Genomic DNA, 17,679 nt, shown 5'->3' on the forward strand with positions numbered 1-17,679 from the left:
TCCGATTCGATATGTCCAGTGATGTGGAGTTATGAAATCTATAGAGGGGGAAGCTGATTCGGCCGATACGGTCGAACAGCGAGTACGTACCCGTGGTGGTCGGTTCGAGTTTCTGGACGCGCTGCGCGGGCTCGCGGCTTTGGCGGTGGTGATCGAGCATTTCACGGACCCGCTGTGGCCGTCGTACAGCCGATTCATCGGCCAGTACTTCAATTTCGGTGTGTTCGGTGTCTTCGCGTTCTTCATCGTCAGTGGTTACATCATCCCCGCGTCGCTGGAGCGGGGGCGGTCGCTCGGGTCGTTCTGGGTGGGTCGGTTCTTCCGGCTGTTCCCGCTGTTCTGGGTCTTCCTGATTGCGGCGGTGGTGCTGCACTACGTGGGCATGTACGGCGGGCCACCGGGCTTCATGGTCGACCCGGTGTGGAACCTCGCGACGAATGCCACGATGGCGCATCTCTTTCTCGTCGGGCACTATTCGGAGATTCTCATCGTCGCGTGGACGCTCTCGTACGAGCTGGTCTTCTACGCGTTCGTGTCGCTGTTGTTCCTCGGCGGGCTCAACCGGCGATCGGTGCCGGTGGCCTGCCTCGCGATCGGCGCGATTCCGGGTGCGGCCCTGTTCCTGCCGACCGCGCTGGTCGGCGGGCCCGGTGCGAACCTCGCCACTCGCCTGACGGTCGCGGCGGTGACAGTGGTTGTCGCGGTCGTTTTCGGGTACCGGGCGGCCAATCGGGGTGGTTCGGCGGGTGCGGCGGTGTTGATCGCGGTACTCGCTGTCCCGCTGGTGCTCAATCAGCCGGGTGCGTCCGGGTATTCCGTGGCGATTTTCGCGACGATGTTCGTCGGGACGGTGCTCTACCGGATGACGTCCGGCGAGATCTCCGCCTGGCTCGGCTGGGGAGTGTTCGGGATCGCCGTGTGTCTGTTGCTCGCGCCGCGATTCGTTCAGCAGCCCGTCTCGGATTCCGCAGGTGCCGCGGAATGGGGCGGGCTGAAGGGTCCGGCCTTCACGATCGTGGCCGCGTATCTGCTGTTCGCGGTGATGCTGCTGCTCCGGCGATATTCCTTCCCCCGCCCGCTGCTCTTCCTTGGGCGGATCAGTTTCTCGTTGTATCTGGTGCACGGCCTGGTCAACAACGCCGTTCCGAAGTGGCCGGAGTCGGTCTTCGGTGGCAATGCGGCCTGGCTCACCTGGTGCACGTGGATGGTCGTCGCGATCGGCCTCGCCACGCTGAGCTACAACAAGATCGAGCAACCACTCCTCCGTGTCGGTCATCGACTGATGGCCAAGATGGATGCGCGAGCCCGGCCGGTCCCGGCTCCGATTGCCTGAATCGTCCATGGCTGGTCAGCGCAGCGCCGCGCTGGTCGGGACCACGACGGCGTAGAGGTCGGCCAGGGTGGCGAGGGCGCTGTCGTGGAGTTGTGCCGCGGTGACCTGGCCGAGGGGGCGGGTGGCGCAGGCGTTGGCGACGACGGTGGGTTTGTTGCCGCGGAGGAAGGCGCCTTCGGTGGTGAAGGTGACGCACATGTGGGTCATGAAGCCGGCGATGATGACGGTGTCGTTGCCTGCGGCGTCGACCAGGTCGCCGAGGTTGGTGCCTACGAAGGCGTTGGGGACGGTTTTGACTACTACTTCTTCGTCGGGGGTTGGGGCGAGTTCGGGGTGGATTCGGCCGATTTCGGCGGTGATGTCGTAGGGGGTGTCCTTGCCGCCGTCGTTGATGACGTGGATGACCGTGGTGCCGGAGTCTCTTGCCTTGCTGAGCAATTCGGCGGCGGCGTCGAGGGCGGGAGACCAGCCGGTGAGTTCCATGACGCCCTGGGTGTAGGTGTTCTGGTAGTCGATCAGGATCAGGGTGGAGTCGGCGAGGGTGGCGGGGGTTTCGTCGAAGCCGTTGAGGTGGCGGAGGGTCGTGGAAGTCATGATCTTCACGGTATGGATCGGCGGAGATGTCGGCAATGTCATGTAACCTGCAGATTCGGACATCGGCGAGGAGGTCTGATGGGGACGGCGGATCGGCTTGTCGTGATCGTGTTGTTCGATCGGGTCGATCTGCTCGATGTCACCGGGCCGCCGGAGGTCTTCTCGTTGTTGCGGCGGGAGATGGAGGGGCCGACGGGGTATCAGGTCGTGCTGGCTGCCGAGAGCATGGAGCCGATCACCACCTCGGCGGGTGTTCGGGTGCTGCCGGATGTGACGTTCGCGGAGGTGTCGGGGCGGCGGATCGACACGGTGGTTGTTCCGGGGGCGGTGGAGACGGACAGTAGTCGCCGGGTGCGGGCGGTGGTCGATGCCGAGGTTGTCGATGCGGTGGCGGTGCTGGCGAAGGGGGCTCGACGGGTGGCGTCGGTGTGCGTCGGGGCGCATATCCTGGCTGCCGCCGGGCTGCTCGACGGACGGCGGGCCACCACGCACTGGTCGACCGCGCAGCAGCTCGCGGCCGAGCATCCGGCGGTTCAGGTGGATGCCGATCCGATCTATATCCGGGACGAAAACATCTGGACCGGAGCGGGTCTCACGGCTTGTCTCGATCTGACGCTGGCGCTCGTCGCCGATGATTTCGGGGACGAGATCGCGCTGCGGGTGGCGCGGCAATTGGTGATGTATCTGAAAAGGCCTAGCGGCCAAAGCCAATTCAGTGTTTCGCTCGCGCCGGTCTCGACTACGCGGCGCATCGACGACCTTCGGCACTACATCGCCGGAAATCTCGCACGTCAGCTCACCGTGACGGATCTGGCCGAGCATGCGCATGTGGGTGAACGTCAACTCACGCGGATCTTTCGCACCGAGCTCGGTATGACGCCCGCGGCCTACATCGAATCGGCGCGGGTGGAAGTGGCTCGGCATCGGCTGGAAACGACCGACGAAACACTCCAACGTGTCGCTGCCGCTTGTGGTTTCAATACCGTCGACACGTTGACGCGGGCGTTTCGGCGACGGCTGGATACGACTCCGGCGGAGTATCGCAACAGGTTTCGCATCGGTGGATGACGCCAGTGTCTCGTGCGATGGACACCGCTGTCTTGCCCCCATTTCATCGGTCTCCCTGCGGTCGTCCGGCCGCTGCTAGACATCTCGTATGGGCGGAGCGTACTTCGCCGAAAATCTGAAAGATGAGGGGTTCACAATGAGCAAGATTCGTGTCTTCGGAGCGGCTGTGGCAGCGGCGGCGAGCATCGCGATACTGGGCGCTGGAGTCGCGGCCGCCGCGGGCGAGCCGACCACCGGCTCGGCCGATGCGCTCCTGTCCGGGCTGACCACGGGCACGGCGGAGACCGAGGAGGTCGCCGAGGAGCCCGCCGGTTCGCTCGAGGGTCTGGATCTGGCTGCGCTGCTCGAGCTGCTGTCCAGTGGCTCGGGTGAGGCCGAGGCGGTCGCGGAAGAGCCGGCGGGTTCGCTCGAGGGTCTGGATCTGGCAGCGCTGCTGGAGCTGCTGAGCAGCGGCTCGGGTGAGGCTCCGGCCGAGTAGTACGGACGCGGATGCCGGTCGAGGGGCGCTGAGTTTTCTTGCTGTTCACTTCAGGCGCGGCTTGCGTAATTCTCTCGTGATATAAATTCGGCGATACGTCTGAAGGAGAGAATGTGAACAACGCCATCATCGCCGATACCGGTTCCGCAACCGAACTGCTGGACATCGTCAACTTCCTGAGCCAGATGTCCTCGGCATCGGGCAGCCTGCTGCTGGCCTGAGTCAGTCTTCACCGGCGCCCGTCGATTACTCGGCGGGCGCCGGTGCTGTGTATGGGGGGAAATCTGCCCGGTAGCGTTCGGGATGGATTCCGGCGATAGTTTTCCGCACGGCGATTGCTATGTGCGAAATTTCCAGGTGTGACCTAGGTCTACTGCTGGCGGAGTATTCGCTGGTCGGTGAAAGTGGGCGAGGGTAACTAGACGCCGCACGTTTCACTTGTGTTCATAGACACGTATGTACCCGAACATCTGGTCTGCTAAACATATTCGCGCCAGCCGATTTCCGGTTCGGTGACAGAACTTCAGGAGATTATCAATGCGCAAGATGCGTACCCTCGGCATTGTCGCCATCGCGGCGGGCATCATCTTCGGTGGCACGGGTGTCGCCTCGGCCGACGAGCCTGTTTCGGGCTCGGCCAACCTGGTTACCGGTCTGAGCAACCTGCTGACCACCGGTTCCGGTGAGACCAAGCCGCTGCCGACCGCCGTTGCCGACGAGCCCGTTTCGGGTTCCGCCAACCTGGTTACCGGCCTGGCCAACCTGCTGAGCACCGGCTCGGGCGAGACCAAGCCGCTGCCGACCCCGTAATCGGTCACACGCGTGCGACACCGCCGCGGTGAGTGCCTCCTGGCATCTCGCCGCGGCGGTTTCTTCGTTTCGGCGGTGGGCTACCGCGTGGGGATCAGGCGGTAGAGCCACCAGGGGCGGGTGGGGAAGGCCGGGTCGTAGACGCGCAGGAGCATGCGGCGTTCGATGCCGGTGCTGCGTTCGCGCACGCGCAGGTGCCTGCGGGCGATGTCCTGGGCGCGGACGTCGCTGGTCCACACGGGATCCCAGTCGGGGGATTGACCGCACGACTCGGTGATCGCGGTGACCCGCTGGGTTGGCGCGAGCGGGGCGAGCATGCGGAAGGCGTGGACCAGGAGCTGGGCTTCGGTGGTCCAGTCGATGAAGACCTTCTTCGCCGCCGGATCGAGAAACATCCACTCGAGCATGTTGACGCCGGCGCCGAGTCCGGGGAACAGGCGCTGGTAGTCGGAGTTCGCGGCGAGCAGGTCCATGGTGGGGAAGCGCTGCAGGCAGGCCGGATGGGTGAGGCTGGCCAGATCGGCCAGGTCCTCCGCGGACGGTGTGGCCGGCGCGGTGCCGGAATCGAAGGCGGGCAGGCCGAGTACCAGGATGTGCTTGCGATACCAGAGCGGCACATCCAGCGAGTCGAAAAGCCGCTGCAACATAGCGGGATTCGGCACCAGCGCACCCGACTCGATCTGACTGATCAGCAACGGCGCCATCTGCGCCCGCACGGCGAGCTCGGTCCGTGCCAGACCAGCCGCCATCCGCCGCTCGCGCAAATACACACTGAGCGCAGTACTTTCACCCATCACAACCCCCGAGCCTCACCCCGCACCGACGGTATTCCCCAGGGTACGCCGGGTTCTAGCACCGAAATCGGTGAACGGGCTCGGCTGATGTCGTACGAAGCCGTCGTCCGCGTGACTTCATCGCCGGTCAGTGACCGCTGATGGGACGCTGGGCTTCAGAGGCTGCCGAGATGACGAACCTTGAGAACAGTCGCCACAATTTCAAGGTTTGTCGGGAAACCTTGAAATTACGCGGGTGGATTTCAAGGTTCGGCTGTACGGTGCTCGGGTGGACATCGAGAATATGGGTGGCAGTCCGATCGGGAAGATCATCCCGATCAGCGGCTACGATCGCCGGTTCGACGAAGAGTTCGCCCACTTCGCCTACATCCCGAATCCGCTCCCCGCTGAATTCGCTCTGTCGGGCACCACATACTCAGTGGTGGTGGACGCGACGTCCGCGCTGGCACGAGCGGACCAGGCGGCGTCGTTGCTGCCGAATCCTGACCTACTCGCGCGGCCGGCCACTCGTCGTGAGGCGGTCAGTACGTCAGCACTGGAAGGCACCTATGCTGCGCTGAACGATGTGTTCGAGGCAGACTTCCTCGACCGCGGCCAGATGTCGGCGTCGGTCAGCGAGGTGCAGAATTACGTCAGCGCCGCCGAGCATGCCTACGGATGGATCGCCGAAGGTCGGCCGATCACGCTCGGCATGATCGAACAGCTGCACCGTGTACTGATCGAAGGCACACCGAGCGACGGGCCGGAAGCTGGGCGTGTTCGAACAACTCAGGTGTTCATCGGCGCCGGGCACGGTCGGGTTCCGACGTCTCGGTACGTGCCCCCGCCGCCGGGGGATCTTCTCCGAGATGGCCTCCTGGATTGGGAGCGGTGGATTCGCGAGCCTTCATCGACGCCGTCGTTGATTCGTATCGCGGCCGCGCACTACCAGTTCGAGTCGCTGCACCCATTCAACGATGGAAACGGACGTCTCGGTCGGCTGATTGCTGTTCTCCAACTGATGGCCTACCGGGAGCTCCGGTACCCCATCCTGAACATTTCGACATGGCTCGAACGGAACCGCTCTGAGTACTTGGACCAGCTGCTGCGAGTGTCTGTCACCGGTGTGTGGGACGGCTGGATCCAGTTCTTCTGCGCCGCAGTGCATGCCGAGTCGGTCGAGGTGGTCAGCCGGGTCGATCGACTGGTGACGCTCCGATCGGAGTTCCATGAGCGACTCGTCCAAGCTCGTGCGAAGGGTGTTGCCTTGCGGATCGCTGATGATCTCATCGGATACCCGATGATCACTGCCACTCTCGCCAGTGAGCTGTACGACGTGAGCTACCAGGCTGCCAACCAGGCAATAAAGCGCCTTACGGAGCTAGGAATTCTGCGGCAACGCGGCAGTGGTCGGTACGACAGGATCTTTTCCAGCGACGCTGTGCTGCAGGCACTCGACTACTGACCGCGCCGACGACGAACGGCCCGGAGCGTGCGCTCCGGGCCGTTCAGGAATCGGTCAGACCGTCAACCTCAGAAGGCGGCTTCGTCGAGTTCCATGATGTCGTTGTCCAGGTTGGCGAGGATCGCGCGGGTGGCGGTCAGCTCGGGCAGGACGTTGCGGGCGAAGAACTGCGCGGAGGCGACCTTGCCGGTGTAGAAGGCGACGTCGGAGCCGGTGGCGCCGTTGTCCAGGGCGGCGAGGGCGATCTCGGCCTGCTGCAGCAGCTGCCAGCCGATGAACAGGTCGCCGACCGACATCAGGAAGCGGACCGAACCGAGGCCGACCTTGTACAGCTCGGTCGGCTGCTCCTGGGCGCCCATCAGGTGGCCGGTCAGGGTGGCGGCCATGGTCTGGACGTCCTCGAGCGCGGTGGCGAGCAGCTTGCGCTCGCCCTTGAGGCGCTCGTTGGCGGAGTCGGTCTCCAGGAACTTCTGGATCTGGCCTGCCACGTGGGCCAGGGCCACACCGCGGTCACGCGCGATCTTGCGGAAGAAGAAGTCCTGCGCCTGGATCGCGGTGGTGCCTTCGTAGAGCGAGTCGATCTTCGCGTCGCGGATGTACTGCTCGATCGGGTAGTCCTGCAGGAAGCCGGAGCCACCGAAGGTCTGCAGCGAGTCGGTCAGGTACTGGTAGGCGCGCTCGGAGCCGACACCCTTGACGATCGGGAGCAGCAGGTCGTTCACGCGGAACGCGACGTCCTTGTCGGCACCCGAGACCGCGAGGGCGATCTCTTCGGTCTGGTGGGCGGCGGTGTAGAGGTAGATCGCGCGCAGGCCCTCGGCGTACGCCTTCTGCATGGCCAGCGAACGACGCACGTCCGGGTGGTGGGTGATGGTCACGCGGGGCGCGGCCTTGTCGGTCATCTGGGTCAGGTCGGCACCCTGGACGCGGGTCTTGGCGTACTCCAGCGCGTTCAGGTAACCGGTCGACAGGGTCGCGATGGCCTTGGTGCCGACCATCATGCGGGCGTTCTCGATGACGTCGAACATCTGCGCGATGCCGTTGTGGATCTCGCCGACGAGCCAGCCCTTGGCGGGAACACCGTGGCCGCCGAAGGTGACCTCACAGGTGGCCGAGGCCTTGATGCCCATCTTGTGCTCGACGTTGGTGACGAACACGCCGTTGCGGTCGCCGTAGGTCTCGGTGTCGAAGTCGAAGTGGACCTTCGGGACGTAGAACAGCGACAGACCCTTGGTGCCGGGGCCAGCGCCCTCGGGGCGGGCCAGCACCAGGTGCATGATGTTCTCGAACAGGTCGTCGGAGTCACCCGAGGTGATGAAGCGCTTGACGCCCTCGATGTGCCACGAGCCGTCTTCCTGCTTGATCGCCTTGGTGCGGCCGGCGCCGACGTCGGAGCCGGCATCCGGCTCGGTCAGCACCATGGTGGCGCCCCAGTTGCGGTCGGCGATCTTGGCGGCCCACTGCTTCTGCTCGTCGGTGCCGTTGTTGAAGAACACCTGGGCGAAGCCGGCGCCCGCGGCGTACATCTGGATCGGCGGGTTGGCGCCGAGGACCATCTCGGACAGCGCCCAGGTGATGGCGGAGGGAGCGTTCAGGCCGCCGAGCTCCTCGACGACGCCGACCTTGGCCCACTCGCCCTCTTCGAGCGCCTTGTAGGACTTCTTGAAGGACTCGGGCAGGGTGACCGCGTGGGTGTTCGGGTCGAAGGTGGGCGGGTTGCGGTCCGCGTCGGCGAACGACTCGGCCAGCGGGCCCTCGGCCAGGCGACGGACCTCGGAGAGCATCTCCTTGACGGTGTCGGTGTCCAGGTCACCGAAGGTGCCCGCATCGAGCAGCTTGTCGATGCCGAGGACCTCGAAGAGGTTGAACTCGAGGTCGCGAACGTTAGCCTTGTAGTGGCCCATGTGAGTACTCACTCTCCATTGAGTCTGGTGCGGTCGGTTGTGCGCCGTTCCCGCCCGTCTGACGTCCACCGGGGTAGCCTTGCCGGTTTTCCGCATGCTACTCGCGGGTAACTTACCGACCATATTACCGGTGGGTAATCATCTCGGCAAAGGGGCTGGGCGCAATGTGACGTGAAAAACACGCGCGAGCGCGGAGATGTTGCTCGCCGCGACGGCGGGGCTACCGTGAGGTGTGCGCATCGAGACGAGTGCCGGGCCCGCCGAGATCGAGCTCGACGAGGTCGCCGAGCCTGCCTTCCTGCTGGTGATCACGCACGGGGCCGGTGGTGGCGTCGACGCGAAAGATATTCTGGCGGTGCGGGATTCGGCGATCGAAGCCGGTGGAACGGTCGCCCGGGTCGTGCAGCCGTACCGGGTTGCCGGGCGCAGGGCGCCGGGCTCGGCGGACAAGCAGGACGAGGCCTGGCTCGAGATCGTCGCCGCGTTGCGTGCGCGGTTTGCCGGGGTGCCGGTTGTCCAGGGGGGTCGCAGCAACGGGGCGCGGGTGGCGTGCCGGACGGCCGTCGCGGTGGGTGCGCGTGGGGTGATCGCGCTGTCGTTCCCGCTGCATCCGCCCGGGAAACCGGAAAAGAGCAGGCGCGAGGAACTGCTCGCGCCCGGTGACATCGAGGTCGTGGTGATCAACGGTGGCAGCGACCCGTTCGGGGTGCCCGATGCCGCCGACGCGGCCGAGGTGACAGTGATTCCGAAGCAGGCGCATTCGTTCCGGACCGGATTCGACGTGATCGCGGCGACAGTAGAACCCTGGTTCGCCCGCTGGCACTAGGCGTACCTCCGCCTGCGCTCCGGCCATGCGCGGGTCTGAGGAGGGCTGCGCCCGCCGCGCCCATTACGCTTCGGCGGACAGCTTCGTTCGAGAGGCAGGGGGCACCATGAAAGCGCTCATCGTGTGCACGTCCAAGTCGCACGGCAACACCAGGAAGGTCGCCGACACCATCGGGTCGGTGCTCGACGCGCGGGTGGTCGACCCGGCGGAGATCAGCGCGGCCGAGCTCGGCGACTACGACCTGGTCGGCTTCGGGTCTGGGGTGTACTGGATGGCACTCGACGCGCGGCTGCGCGAATTCGTCGACGGACTGCCCGGCGGAGCGGGCCAGGAGGCGTTCGTCTTCGCCACCAGCGGGCTGCCCGAGCCGGGATTTCGCCCCTACCTGCGCAATCTCGGCGACCAGCTCGTCGGCAAGGGGTTCGAGGTGGTCGGTGGCTTCGCCTGCCGCGGGCTCGACACGATGGGTCCGCTCGGGCTCTTCGGCGGGCTGAACAAGGGGCGGCCCAGCCCCGAAGACCTGACCTCGGCGCGCGAATTCGCCGAACAGCTACGCGGACGCTTCGCCTGATTCCGGCAGGTCGCGTTCGGCGACCACCAGGGCGTCGATCGCGTCGGGACCCTCGGTCGGGCGCAGGACGGCGTCGGCGATGCGAATCGTGAGATGGTCGCCCGCCGCGCCGAGTTCGGCCCGGATGTCCTCGGGCGTGAACAGGATCGCCGGGTCCTGCGGGCCGCCGTAACCCTGGGTGAGGTTGCGGGTGTCGTGGCCGAGGACCAGGAGCATGCCGCCGGGGGAGATCATGGCGGCGAGTTCGCGCAGCAGGGCGCCGCGCGGCTCGGCGGGCAGATGCACGAACACCATCAGGATCAGCTCGTACGGGCCGGTGATCCCGGCTGCGGCGAGGTCGGTGATGTCGGCGCAGTGCCAGTTCACCCGGGAGCGGACCGAGCGGGACAGGCGCGCCGCCACCGTTCTGCCCTTGTCGATGCCCACCTGGGAGAAGTCGACGGCGTCGACGTGCCAGCCGTGGGTGGCCAGCCAGAGCGCGTGGCGGCCCTCGCCGCAGGCCAGGTCGAGTGCGCGTGGCAGCGGAGGCGGGGTGCCACCGGGTTCGTCGGGCAGGAGCGGGACGCGGCGATCGAGGCCGTAGACGTACTCGACCACCGTGCTGTTCGGCGGTGCGCCCCAGATCAATTCACTCTGGGCATACCTGGCATCCCACTCCGCTGCTCCGCCTCCCCGCGACTTCTGGCCAGACTCAGGTGCGCCACCGGTGGTCGATGCGGCCGGCGGTTGATCAGCGGTCATGTCAGCCCGTCCCCGATGAGTTACCCATGTGCTTGCGAGACCTATGGTGCCAGGTCTCCGGGCGTCAGAGGCTGGTACGCATCAGGACGACGTTGTACTGGGTGTGGATGGTCGTCATGAAGTAGAGGTCGCGACCGGTTTGGTACGGGAAGATCGACGGGGCGTAGGCGGTCGGGAGTTCGCGGGCGTCGATCAGGACCTCGGGGGCGCTCCATGGGCCCTGCGGGGAGGATGCGCGGCGCATCACCACGGAGTTGAACGGGTCGGTGGTCAGGGAGATGAACTGGCCGAGGTACTCGTTGTACATCACCGACAACTCGCCGACGCCGCCCATGATGGGGGCCGCGGCGTTCACGTCGTTGAGTTTCCAGCCGCCGCCGTCCCAGTACTCGTAGGCGCCGAGGTTCTCGATCTGGGCTTCCGGGACGCGCGCGATGAACGCGTCGTTGTTGCGGCCGGAGCGGGTGCCGTACTCGTAGACGAAGCCGCCGTCCTTCAGGAAGGCGTTCATCTGGAAGTTGCTGTTACCGCCCTCGTCGGGGCGGCGGGTGTGGGTGAGATCGGCCCAGGTCTCGCCGTTGTCGGCCGAGGCGGCCAGGCCCGAGTAGCTCGTTGTCCATTCGCCCGGCGCGTCCCAGGTCTTCACCGACATCAGCGACAGGTACTGCACGCCGTTGGCGGAGATGCCCGCGGTCGGGATGCGGCTGATCTCCAGGAACGGGATCTTCGGGCTGGGGATGAGATCGCGCGCCTGGCCGATGACATCGCGCACGACACTGTCGAAGAAGATGCCGCCCGACGGGTCCTTGGTGTGGCTGCGGACCAGGATGTTGGACCGCCACGCCCAGGTGCTGCCAGCCAGCAGGTTCGGGAAGCCGATGCCGGCGGTGTCGCCGAAGGCGGTCAGCATCTCGCCACGGCCGTTGTCCCACATGATGCCGAGGTCGGTGCCGAGGACGTTGTAGTTCTGGGTGTTGTTCGGGCTCGCCATGCCGGTGACCTGGAAGACGGCTTGCGTGCGCCCGTACAGGGCGGGCAGGCCGTTGGTGCCGTTGAGGACGGGAATCGGGTTGATCGCGTTCGGATTCGCGACGGCGGGAGTCGCTCCGCTCACCAGCAAGGCCGTGGCACCCGCCAGCGCAGCAAGCAGGATGGAGCCGGTCTTGTCCATGGTCGTCGGCGCCTCCAGGTCACGCCGAAATGGGGGACGCTCCAGGTTCAACTGTGCCGCGCACCACATTCCGGCTGGTGGATGAATCGCAGCGATGTTAACAGTCAATCGAAGCGAAGTGGGCTACCTCGATTCGTGAGTCGGCATGAACAATTGTCCAATTGCCTGGCGCTAGCTACGAGTCAGTGCCTTACGCAGCAGCAATGGCACCTGGGCGGCGCGTTCGGCGGCGAAGGTCGCGCGGGAATTCCGCTGCCATGAGCGGTCGAAAAGGCGCTTGGCCGCGGCGACCGCGCGCGGATCGCGGGCGGCGATCCGGTCGGCGAGGATTTCCGCCGCCGCCTGTGGGTCGTCCGCGATGTCGGTGATCAGGCCGATTTTCCGAGCGTGCGCGGCGTCGACGGGATCGGCGGTCATGGTCAGCAGCAGGGCCTGGTCGATGCCGATGAGCTGGGACAACGTGGCGGCACCGGACATGTCCGGAATCAGGCCGTGCGCGGCTTCCATGACCGAGAATTCCGCTGCCGGCGCGGCGATGCGGAAATCGGCGGCAAGCGCGAGCTGCAATCCGCCGCCGAAGCAGCGGCCGTGGACGGCGGCGATCACCGGAACGTCCAAGCGTCGCCAGGCCCAGCAGGCTTCCTGGAATGTGTTGGTGCCGCGCCATGGTCGCGGCAGGAATTCGCGGATGATAGCCAGCGGATCGCGGGTAGCGGCCGCGATATCGAGTCCGCTACTGAAACTCGGCCCGTTGCCGCTCACAATGACGACCCGGGTTTCTTTGTGCTCGACCACTTTTCGGGCCGCGGCGACTAGATCGCGCAGCATTTCCAGTGTGAGCCCATTGTGTTTGCCGGGCCGGTTCAAGGTGACATATGCGCGGTCGCTCTCGAAGCGGGTGGTGATGTGGTCTCCCATGGGGCTATCTTACTCGCGAGTCAGTTAGGTGTGGGTGGTTCGGTGTGGCCCCGGGGACGGTGGTGCGGCATGATCCTCCACGGCTGCGCATCGGCCGATGCGCGTCGATCGAGAGGACTCGAGAAGTGCGAATCTGTCTGATCGCCGCGGCGCTGTTCGCCGCACCGATGCTTTCTGCGTGCGGAGGTGGCGACGACGCGCCCGCGGTCACCCAGGAGCAACTGTCGAAGTCGTTGCAGGACAAGGGGCTCAAGAACCCCGAGCTCGCCGACTGCGCGGCGAAGGTCTTCCTCGACTCGGGGATGTCGCAGGACGGGTTGCGGGTGATGGTGTCCAACTCGCAGTCCGGTGATCCGGCGAAACTGCTCGGCGAGGACGACGCGGCCAAGGTGAGCGCCGCCCAGTCGAAGATCGCCGCGGACTGCGTGCGTTTGGGTAGCTGAGGCTCGCGCGTATCGATCGCGCCGATTCAAACTCTCGTCGGGCTCGCCTCGCCGGTGTGCACTGAAAGCACCGTCGACGAGGAGGAGCCATCATGAGCACGGAGAGAATCGCCGATCAGGTCTCGTTCGCGTACTGGGTCCCCAATGTCAGCGGTGGGCTCGTGACCAGCGATATCGAGCAGCGGACCAGCTGGGATTTCGAGTACAACCGCAAGCTCGCGCAGACCGCGGAGCGCAACGGCTTCGAGTACGCGCTCTCGCAGGTCCGCTATACCGCGTCCTATGGCGCCGAGTTCCAGCACGAGTCGACCTCGTTCAGCCTCGCGCTGCTCGGGGCGACCGAGCGGCTCAAGGTGATCGCGGCGGTGCATCCGGGGCTGTGGCATCCGGCTGTGCTGGCGAAGTTCGGGGCGACGGCCGACCATCTGTCCGGTGGCCGGTTCGCGATCAATGTCGTGTCCGGGTGGTTCGCCGGCGAGTTCCAGGCGCTGGGCGAGCCGTGGCTCGAGCACGACGAGCGCTACCGGCGCAGCGCCGAATTCCTCGAGGTGATCCGCAAGATCTGGACCGAGGACGCGGTGAACTACGGCGGCGACTTCTACCGGATCCGCGATTTCACGCTCAAGCCCAAGCCGCTCAATACCCCAGAGCGGCCGAATCCCGAACTGTTCCAAGGTGGTAACTCCACCGCGGCCCGGCGCAACGGCGGCCGCTATGCCGACTGGTACTTCTCCAACGGCAAGGACTTCGACGGGGTCACCGAGCAATTGGACGATCTGCGCGAGGTCGCCAGGGCCAGCGATCGCGAGGTGAAGTTCGGGCTCAACGGGTTCATCATCGCCCGCGACACCGAGAAGGAAGCCCGCGACACCCTGCGCGAGATCGTCGAGAAGGCGAACAAGCCCGCGGTGCAAGGATTCCGGGACGCGGTGCGGCAGGCGGGCGCGTCGACCGCCGATCGCAAGGGCATGTGGGCCGACTCGACGTTCGAGGATCTGGTCCAGTACAACGACGGTTTCCGCACCGGCCTGATCGGTACGCCGGAGCAGATCGCCGAGCGGATCGTGGCGTACCGGGCGCTCGGTGTCGACCTGATCCTGGCCGGGTTCCTGCACTTCCAGGAGGAAATCGAGTACTTCGGCGTGAAGGTGCTGCCGCTGGTACGTGAACTGGAGGCCGCCGCAACCCCGGTCGCGGCGGGACGCTGATGACGGTGGTGACCGCCGAGCGGATCACCACGGCCACACAGGCATTGGCGATCGCCACCGAACTCGCCGGCGAATTCGCCAGGGGCGCGGCCGAACGCGACCACGCGCGCCGGCTGCCGCACGAGGAGCTGGACCAGCTCTCGGCCAGCGGGCTGCTGGCGATCACGGTGCCCGCGGCCTTCGGTGGCGCTGATCTGCCGCCGAGTGTGGTCGCCGAGGTATTCCGGATCCTGTCGGCGGCTGATCCCAATATCGCGCAGGTACCGCACAGTCACTTCGTGTATCTGAATCTGTTGCGGCTGGCTGGAAGTCCCGCGCAGCAGCGGGAGTATTTCGGGCGGGTGCTCGCGGGTGCGCGGATCGCGAACGCGCAGTCCGAGCGCGGTGGGGCGAGTGTTGCCGAGATCGCGACGACATTGCGTCCCGCTGACGGGGGGTTCCTCGTCGATGGGACGAAGTACTACTGCACTGGATCGCTGTTCGCCGATGTCCTTGCCGTACTGACCAGACTCGATGACCCGCAGGGTGTTTCGGGCCTTGCGCCTGGCGAGTACGTGGCCTTCGTCGCCGCGCTGGAACCAGGTGTTCGCATCGTCGACGACTGGGATGCTCTGGGGCAGCGCACAACCGGCAGTGGGACTGTCGAGTTCGATCAGGTTCAGGTGGGTCGGGAGCACCTGGTTGCCCGGGCCGCCGCGGTGCAGGCGCCCACCGGATATGGGGCTTTCGCGCAGCTGCTGCACGCCGCCATCGACGCGGGTATCGCGCGTGGTGCGCTCGATGCGGGCGCCGATTTCGTGCGGACGCGGAGCAGGCCGTGGTTCGAGGCGGAGGTCGCGCACGCTGTCGACGATCCGCTGGTCGTGCAGCGGTTCGGTGAGCTGGCTGTGTCGGTGGGCGCGGCCGAGGCGGTGCTTGTCGTCGCCGGTGCGGCGGTCGACGAGGCGGTGCGCCCGGCGAGTGCGGCCGATGGGGCGCGAGGAGCGGCGAGTGCGGCCGATGGGGCGCGAGGGTCGGCGGGGCTGGCCAGCGAGGCGCAAGGGTCGGCGCGGGGTGTGGGAGATGACGCCGCGCGGGCGTCGATAACGGTCGCGACGGCGAAGATCCTCGCTGATCGTGCCGCGAACGAGGTGTCGGCTGCGATCTTCGAGGTGGGTGGTACCCGTAGTGCTGCTGCGGCGCACCGGCTGGACCACTACTGGCGTAATGCGCGCACCCACACCCTGCACGACCCGGTCCGCTGGAAGTACCAGCACATCGGGCGCGCGGTGTTGCAGGATCGCCCGCCGCCGTTGCACGGCGTCATCTGAGCATTGTCGATATGAGAGTGAGGACATCCCCGTGACAGTGACCGTCGTCGTCGGAAACCCGAAACCGGCCTCGCGCACCCTGGACGCGGCCGTGCGCGTCGCGCGGGCACTGCGCCCCGGCGCCGAGCCGGAGGTGATCGACCTCGTGACCCTCGGGCCGGGGCTGCTCGGGTGGGGCGATCCCGCGGTGGCGAGCGCCGCGCGCACCGTATCCGCCTCGGAGCTGGTCGTTTTCGCCAGTCCGACGTTCAAAGCCACCTACACCGGCCTGCTGAAACTGTTCCTCGAACAGTTCGACGGCGGCACCGGGCTGGCCGGGGTGCTCACCGTGCCGGTGATGCTCGGTGCGGGGCCTGCACACGCACTCGCACCGGACCTGCTGCTCAAGCCGGTGCTGGTGGAACTCGGCGGGACCGCGGCACTGCCCGGCCTCTACCTCGCCGACCGCAGCTTCGCCGAGGACGGCGTCATCGAGGCGTACGCGCGGCGCTGGGCACCCGTCGTCGCGGCACTGACCGACCGGCCCGTGGAGGCAACGAATCATGCATGAGCTCTTGGACTTCCCCGCCGACGGCAACGGCCTGCGCCGCGCCTTCGCCAACTTCCCCAGCGGCGTCGTCGCGGTGTGCGCCGAAATCGACGGCATTCCACACGGTTTGGCGGTGAGTACCTTCGTCCCCGTCTCGCTCGACCCACCGCTGGTCTCGTTCTGCGTCCAGAACTCCTCGTCGACCTGGCCCAAACTGGCAGCCGCGGGCCACCTCGGCCTCAGCCTCCTCGGCACGGACCAGCAGGCGGCCGCCAAGGCCCTCGGCGCCCGCAACGGCGACCGCTTCCGCGAAACCGTCCTGCACCGCGGCACCGGCGAAGCCGTCTTCATCGACGGCGCCACCGCCTGGATCGAAGGTGTCCCGGAAACCCACGTCCCCGCAGGCGACCACCTCGTCGTCCTCCTGCGCGTCAACCGCATAGCAGCCCGCGAAGACCTGGACCCACTCGTCTTCCACGCCAGCAAATTCCGCACCCTGCACACGGGCTGATCCCGCCCGCCTGATCCCGCGAGAACATGGGTAACTCACCGGGCACGGGCTACCGAAACCACCCACCCCACCGCCGGCCGCGCACAAAAAAACTCCCCGCGCCTAGGTCTGGCCTGAATACGCGGGGAGGCGGGACAGAGCCGATGACGGGAATCGAACCCGCGCTGTCTGCTTGGGAAGTAGGAGATTGTGCAGGAATAGCGGTCTGACCTGGGCAGGCCGTTGCTCATGGGGTACCTGGATTTACCCCTGATGACCCTGGTTCATGGCACGTCTGTGGCACGGCGAACGAAGGGACGACTTGTGACAACGCGGTGACAACATAGGCCGCGCGAAGCCCTTCATTTCAGGCCAGGACCGTCGTCGAACTTGAATTCGTCGGAAGTTTCGTTGGTTCTCGTGGACCAGTCTGAACCCGCCGGGCTGGTCATAGAGATAGGGATGTACCAGAGGTTGTTGTCGTCAAGGCCGCGAGCAACAGGCGCGAGCTCTCCTGCGACGTACCGCGCGACCGGGCTGCCCGATTCGTCGACGACGGTGATGGTTGCGGGGATAGCTGTTCCGCCGGAAAGGGTCAGGGTTGTTCCGCTGGCGGTAGTCGTGAGGGTGAGCGTGCCCGGTTCTGGCTCGGCGGCATCGCTGACGGCGCCGAGGGTCATTCGTATGCCTTCTGGTTGGTCGTCTCGGGGTGCTTTCTCGGTCATGTCGCTGCCCTTCGTCTGCGTCGGAACGGCCATTGCCACACTTCGTACCCCAGGATCCCACGGAGCGGTATCAGCCGCGCCTGATTGATCTTGCCTCCGATTCCCTCCGGACGCACCGTCGGTCGCCCTGCTCTGGGTTGGGGTGCGCATACAGGGGGCTGGCTCACCGCCTGCCCGATAAGGCCTGCCTGTCACGCGCAGAGGCTCACAGGTCAAGGGTGGACTTGTGAACCGTCACGGGTTGAAGACCGCTTCCTTCCTTGAGGAAGATGGTCATCATGTCCAAGCGTTACCCACCCGAGGTTCGCGAGAAAGCGCTGAG

At 66.1% G+C, this 17,679-nt stretch carries 19 protein-coding genes; 12 read left to right on the forward strand and 7 right to left on the reverse strand.

The features are described 5' to 3' along the window. The first annotated feature begins 31 nt into the window (after window positions 1-31). Window positions 32-1,333 carry an acyltransferase family protein gene (locus ACWF82_RS12690; RefSeq protein WP_452500701.1) on the forward strand — a complete coding sequence of 434 codons (1,302 nt, stop codon included), beginning with the start codon at window positions 32-34 and terminating at the stop codon, window positions 1,331-1,333. Between the two features lie 15 nt (window positions 1,334-1,348). On the opposite strand, the gene ACWF82_RS12695 is transcribed toward ACWF82_RS12690, so the two are convergent. Further along, on the reverse strand, window positions 1,349-1,927 hold the full coding sequence (locus ACWF82_RS12695) for a cysteine hydrolase family protein (protein ID WP_452500703.1): 579 nt from the start codon (window positions 1,925-1,927) through the stop codon (window positions 1,349-1,351). Window positions 1,928-2,005: 78 nt separating this feature from the next. On the opposite strand from ACWF82_RS12695, the gene ACWF82_RS12700 reads away from it, so the two are divergent. From ACWF82_RS12700 to ACWF82_RS12710, 3 genes are all read left to right on the forward strand, one after another. Continuing rightward, entirely contained in the window at window positions 2,006-2,995 is a 990-nt protein-coding gene (locus ACWF82_RS12700; RefSeq protein ID WP_452500706.1) for a GlxA family transcriptional regulator, read from the forward strand. Between the two features lie 136 nt (window positions 2,996-3,131). Next, window positions 3,132-3,473 (forward strand): hypothetical protein, encoded by a 342-nt coding sequence (locus tag ACWF82_RS12705; protein ID WP_452500708.1) that lies wholly within the window; start codon window positions 3,132-3,134, stop codon window positions 3,471-3,473. Window positions 3,474-4,010: 537 nt separating this feature from the next. After that, window positions 4,011-4,283 (forward strand): hypothetical protein, encoded by a 273-nt coding sequence (locus ACWF82_RS12710; RefSeq protein WP_452500709.1) that lies wholly within the window; start codon window positions 4,011-4,013, stop codon window positions 4,281-4,283. Between the two features lie 80 nt (window positions 4,284-4,363). Here ACWF82_RS12710 and ACWF82_RS12715 read toward each other — a convergent pair whose 3' ends face one another. Continuing rightward, window positions 4,364-5,077, reverse strand: a complete 714-nt coding sequence (locus tag ACWF82_RS12715) for an MmyB family transcriptional regulator (RefSeq protein WP_452500711.1) — start codon at window positions 5,075-5,077, stop codon at window positions 4,364-4,366. 268 nt (window positions 5,078-5,345) lie between these two features. Here ACWF82_RS12715 and ACWF82_RS12720 point away from each other — a divergent pair, with 268 nt between their 5' ends. Beyond that, a complete protein-coding gene (locus ACWF82_RS12720; RefSeq protein WP_452500713.1) occupies window positions 5,346-6,521 on the forward strand; it encodes a Fic family protein in 1,176 nt (391 codons plus the stop codon). A gap of 68 nt (window positions 6,522-6,589) precedes the next feature. Here the strand turns inward: ACWF82_RS12720 and ACWF82_RS12725 are convergent, their stop codons facing one another. Further along, a complete protein-coding gene (locus ACWF82_RS12725) occupies window positions 6,590-8,425 on the reverse strand; it encodes an acyl-CoA dehydrogenase (protein WP_452500759.1) in 1,836 nt (611 codons plus the stop codon). A gap of 232 nt (window positions 8,426-8,657) precedes the next feature. Here ACWF82_RS12725 and ACWF82_RS12730 point away from each other — a divergent pair, with 232 nt between their 5' ends. After that, on the forward strand, window positions 8,658-9,251 hold the full coding sequence (locus ACWF82_RS12730; RefSeq protein ID WP_452500715.1) for an alpha/beta hydrolase family protein: 594 nt from the start codon (window positions 8,658-8,660) through the stop codon (window positions 9,249-9,251). Between the two features lie 106 nt (window positions 9,252-9,357). Next, window positions 9,358-9,822, forward strand: a complete 465-nt coding sequence (locus ACWF82_RS12735; RefSeq protein WP_452500717.1) for a flavodoxin family protein — start codon at window positions 9,358-9,360, stop codon at window positions 9,820-9,822. Here ACWF82_RS12735 and ACWF82_RS12740 read toward each other — a convergent pair. The 3 genes from ACWF82_RS12740 to ACWF82_RS12750 all read right to left on the reverse strand — a co-directional run bounded on the left by ACWF82_RS12740 (window position 9,802) and on the right by ACWF82_RS12750 (window position 12,652). Further along, window positions 9,802-10,419 carry a class I SAM-dependent methyltransferase gene (locus ACWF82_RS12740; protein ID WP_452500761.1) on the reverse strand — a complete coding sequence of 206 codons (618 nt, stop codon included), beginning with the start codon at window positions 10,417-10,419 and terminating at the stop codon, window positions 9,802-9,804. The genes ACWF82_RS12735 and ACWF82_RS12740 overlap by 21 nt on opposite strands. A gap of 208 nt (window positions 10,420-10,627) precedes the next feature. After that, window positions 10,628-11,734, reverse strand: coding sequence for a DUF4185 domain-containing protein (locus tag ACWF82_RS12745; protein WP_452500719.1), 1,107 nt, complete (start codon window positions 11,732-11,734; stop codon window positions 10,628-10,630). Between the two features lie 171 nt (window positions 11,735-11,905). Then, window positions 11,906-12,652, reverse strand: a complete 747-nt coding sequence (locus tag ACWF82_RS12750; protein WP_452500721.1) for a crotonase/enoyl-CoA hydratase family protein — start codon at window positions 12,650-12,652, stop codon at window positions 11,906-11,908. A 125-nt stretch (window positions 12,653-12,777) separates the two neighbouring features. On the opposite strand from ACWF82_RS12750, the gene ACWF82_RS12755 reads away from it, so the two are divergent. The 5 genes from ACWF82_RS12755 (at window position 12,778) to ACWF82_RS12775 (ending at window position 16,653) form a co-directional block, all read left to right on the forward strand. Next, complete coding sequence (locus ACWF82_RS12755) at window positions 12,778-13,095, forward strand: hypothetical protein (RefSeq protein ID WP_452500723.1); 318 nt, start codon at window positions 12,778-12,780, stop codon at window positions 13,093-13,095. Between the two features lie 92 nt (window positions 13,096-13,187). Beyond that, window positions 13,188-14,303 carry a dimethylsulfone monooxygenase SfnG gene (sfnG, locus tag ACWF82_RS12760; protein ID WP_452500725.1) on the forward strand — a complete coding sequence of 372 codons (1,116 nt, stop codon included), beginning with the start codon at window positions 13,188-13,190 and terminating at the stop codon, window positions 14,301-14,303. After that, the gene (locus ACWF82_RS12765) at window positions 14,303-15,613 is read left to right on the forward strand and encodes an acyl-CoA dehydrogenase family protein (protein WP_452500727.1); all 1,311 of its coding nucleotides are present in this window, start codon (window positions 14,303-14,305) and stop codon (window positions 15,611-15,613) included. Before sfnG ends, ACWF82_RS12765 begins: the two co-directional genes overlap by 1 nt. Window positions 15,614-15,644: 31 nt before the next feature. After that, a complete protein-coding gene (locus ACWF82_RS12770; protein WP_452500729.1) occupies window positions 15,645-16,163 on the forward strand; it encodes an NADPH-dependent FMN reductase in 519 nt (172 codons plus the stop codon). Continuing rightward, entirely contained in the window at window positions 16,156-16,653 is a 498-nt protein-coding gene (locus ACWF82_RS12775) for a flavin reductase family protein (RefSeq protein WP_452500731.1), read from the forward strand. Before ACWF82_RS12770 ends, ACWF82_RS12775 begins: the two co-directional genes overlap by 8 nt. Before the next feature lie 341 nt (window positions 16,654-16,994). On the opposite strand, the gene ACWF82_RS12780 is transcribed toward ACWF82_RS12775, so the two are convergent. Further along, complete coding sequence (locus tag ACWF82_RS12780; RefSeq protein ID WP_452500733.1) at window positions 16,995-17,357, reverse strand: hypothetical protein; 363 nt, start codon at window positions 17,355-17,357, stop codon at window positions 16,995-16,997. Between the last annotated feature and the right edge of the window lie 322 nt (window positions 17,358-17,679).

This window comes from Nocardia sp. NPDC055053, assembly GCF_053608285.1.

Coding starts and splice junctions, on each gene's coding strand:
- sfnG (WP_452500725.1), top strand. CDS start 13,188: ATGAGCACGGAGAGAATCGCCGATCAGGTCTCGTTCGCGTACTGGGTC.
- ACWF82_RS12750 (WP_452500721.1), bottom strand. CDS start 12,652: ATGGGAGACCACATCACCACCCGCTTCGAGAGCGACCGCGCATATGTC.
- ACWF82_RS12715 (WP_452500711.1), bottom strand. CDS start 5,077: ATGGGTGAAAGTACTGCGCTCAGTGTGTATTTGCGCGAGCGGCGGATG.
- ACWF82_RS12710 (WP_452500709.1), top strand. CDS start 4,011: ATGCGCAAGATGCGTACCCTCGGCATTGTCGCCATCGCGGCGGGCATC.
- ACWF82_RS12705 (WP_452500708.1), top strand. CDS start 3,132: ATGAGCAAGATTCGTGTCTTCGGAGCGGCTGTGGCAGCGGCGGCGAGC.
- ACWF82_RS12735 (WP_452500717.1), top strand. CDS start 9,358: ATGAAAGCGCTCATCGTGTGCACGTCCAAGTCGCACGGCAACACCAGG.
- ACWF82_RS12745 (WP_452500719.1), bottom strand. CDS start 11,734: ATGGACAAGACCGGCTCCATCCTGCTTGCTGCGCTGGCGGGTGCCACG.
- ACWF82_RS12775 (WP_452500731.1), top strand. CDS start 16,156: ATGCATGAGCTCTTGGACTTCCCCGCCGACGGCAACGGCCTGCGCCGC.
- ACWF82_RS12690 (WP_452500701.1), top strand. CDS start 32: ATGAAATCTATAGAGGGGGAAGCTGATTCGGCCGATACGGTCGAACAG.
- ACWF82_RS12780 (WP_452500733.1), bottom strand. CDS start 17,357: ATGACCGAGAAAGCACCCCGAGACGACCAACCAGAAGGCATACGAATG.
- ACWF82_RS12765 (WP_452500727.1), top strand. CDS start 14,303: ATGACGGTGGTGACCGCCGAGCGGATCACCACGGCCACACAGGCATTG.
- ACWF82_RS12695 (WP_452500703.1), bottom strand. CDS start 1,927: ATGACTTCCACGACCCTCCGCCACCTCAACGGCTTCGACGAAACCCCC.
- ACWF82_RS12700 (WP_452500706.1), top strand. CDS start 2,006: ATGGGGACGGCGGATCGGCTTGTCGTGATCGTGTTGTTCGATCGGGTC.
- ACWF82_RS12725 (WP_452500759.1), bottom strand. CDS start 8,425: ATGGGCCACTACAAGGCTAACGTTCGCGACCTCGAGTTCAACCTCTTC.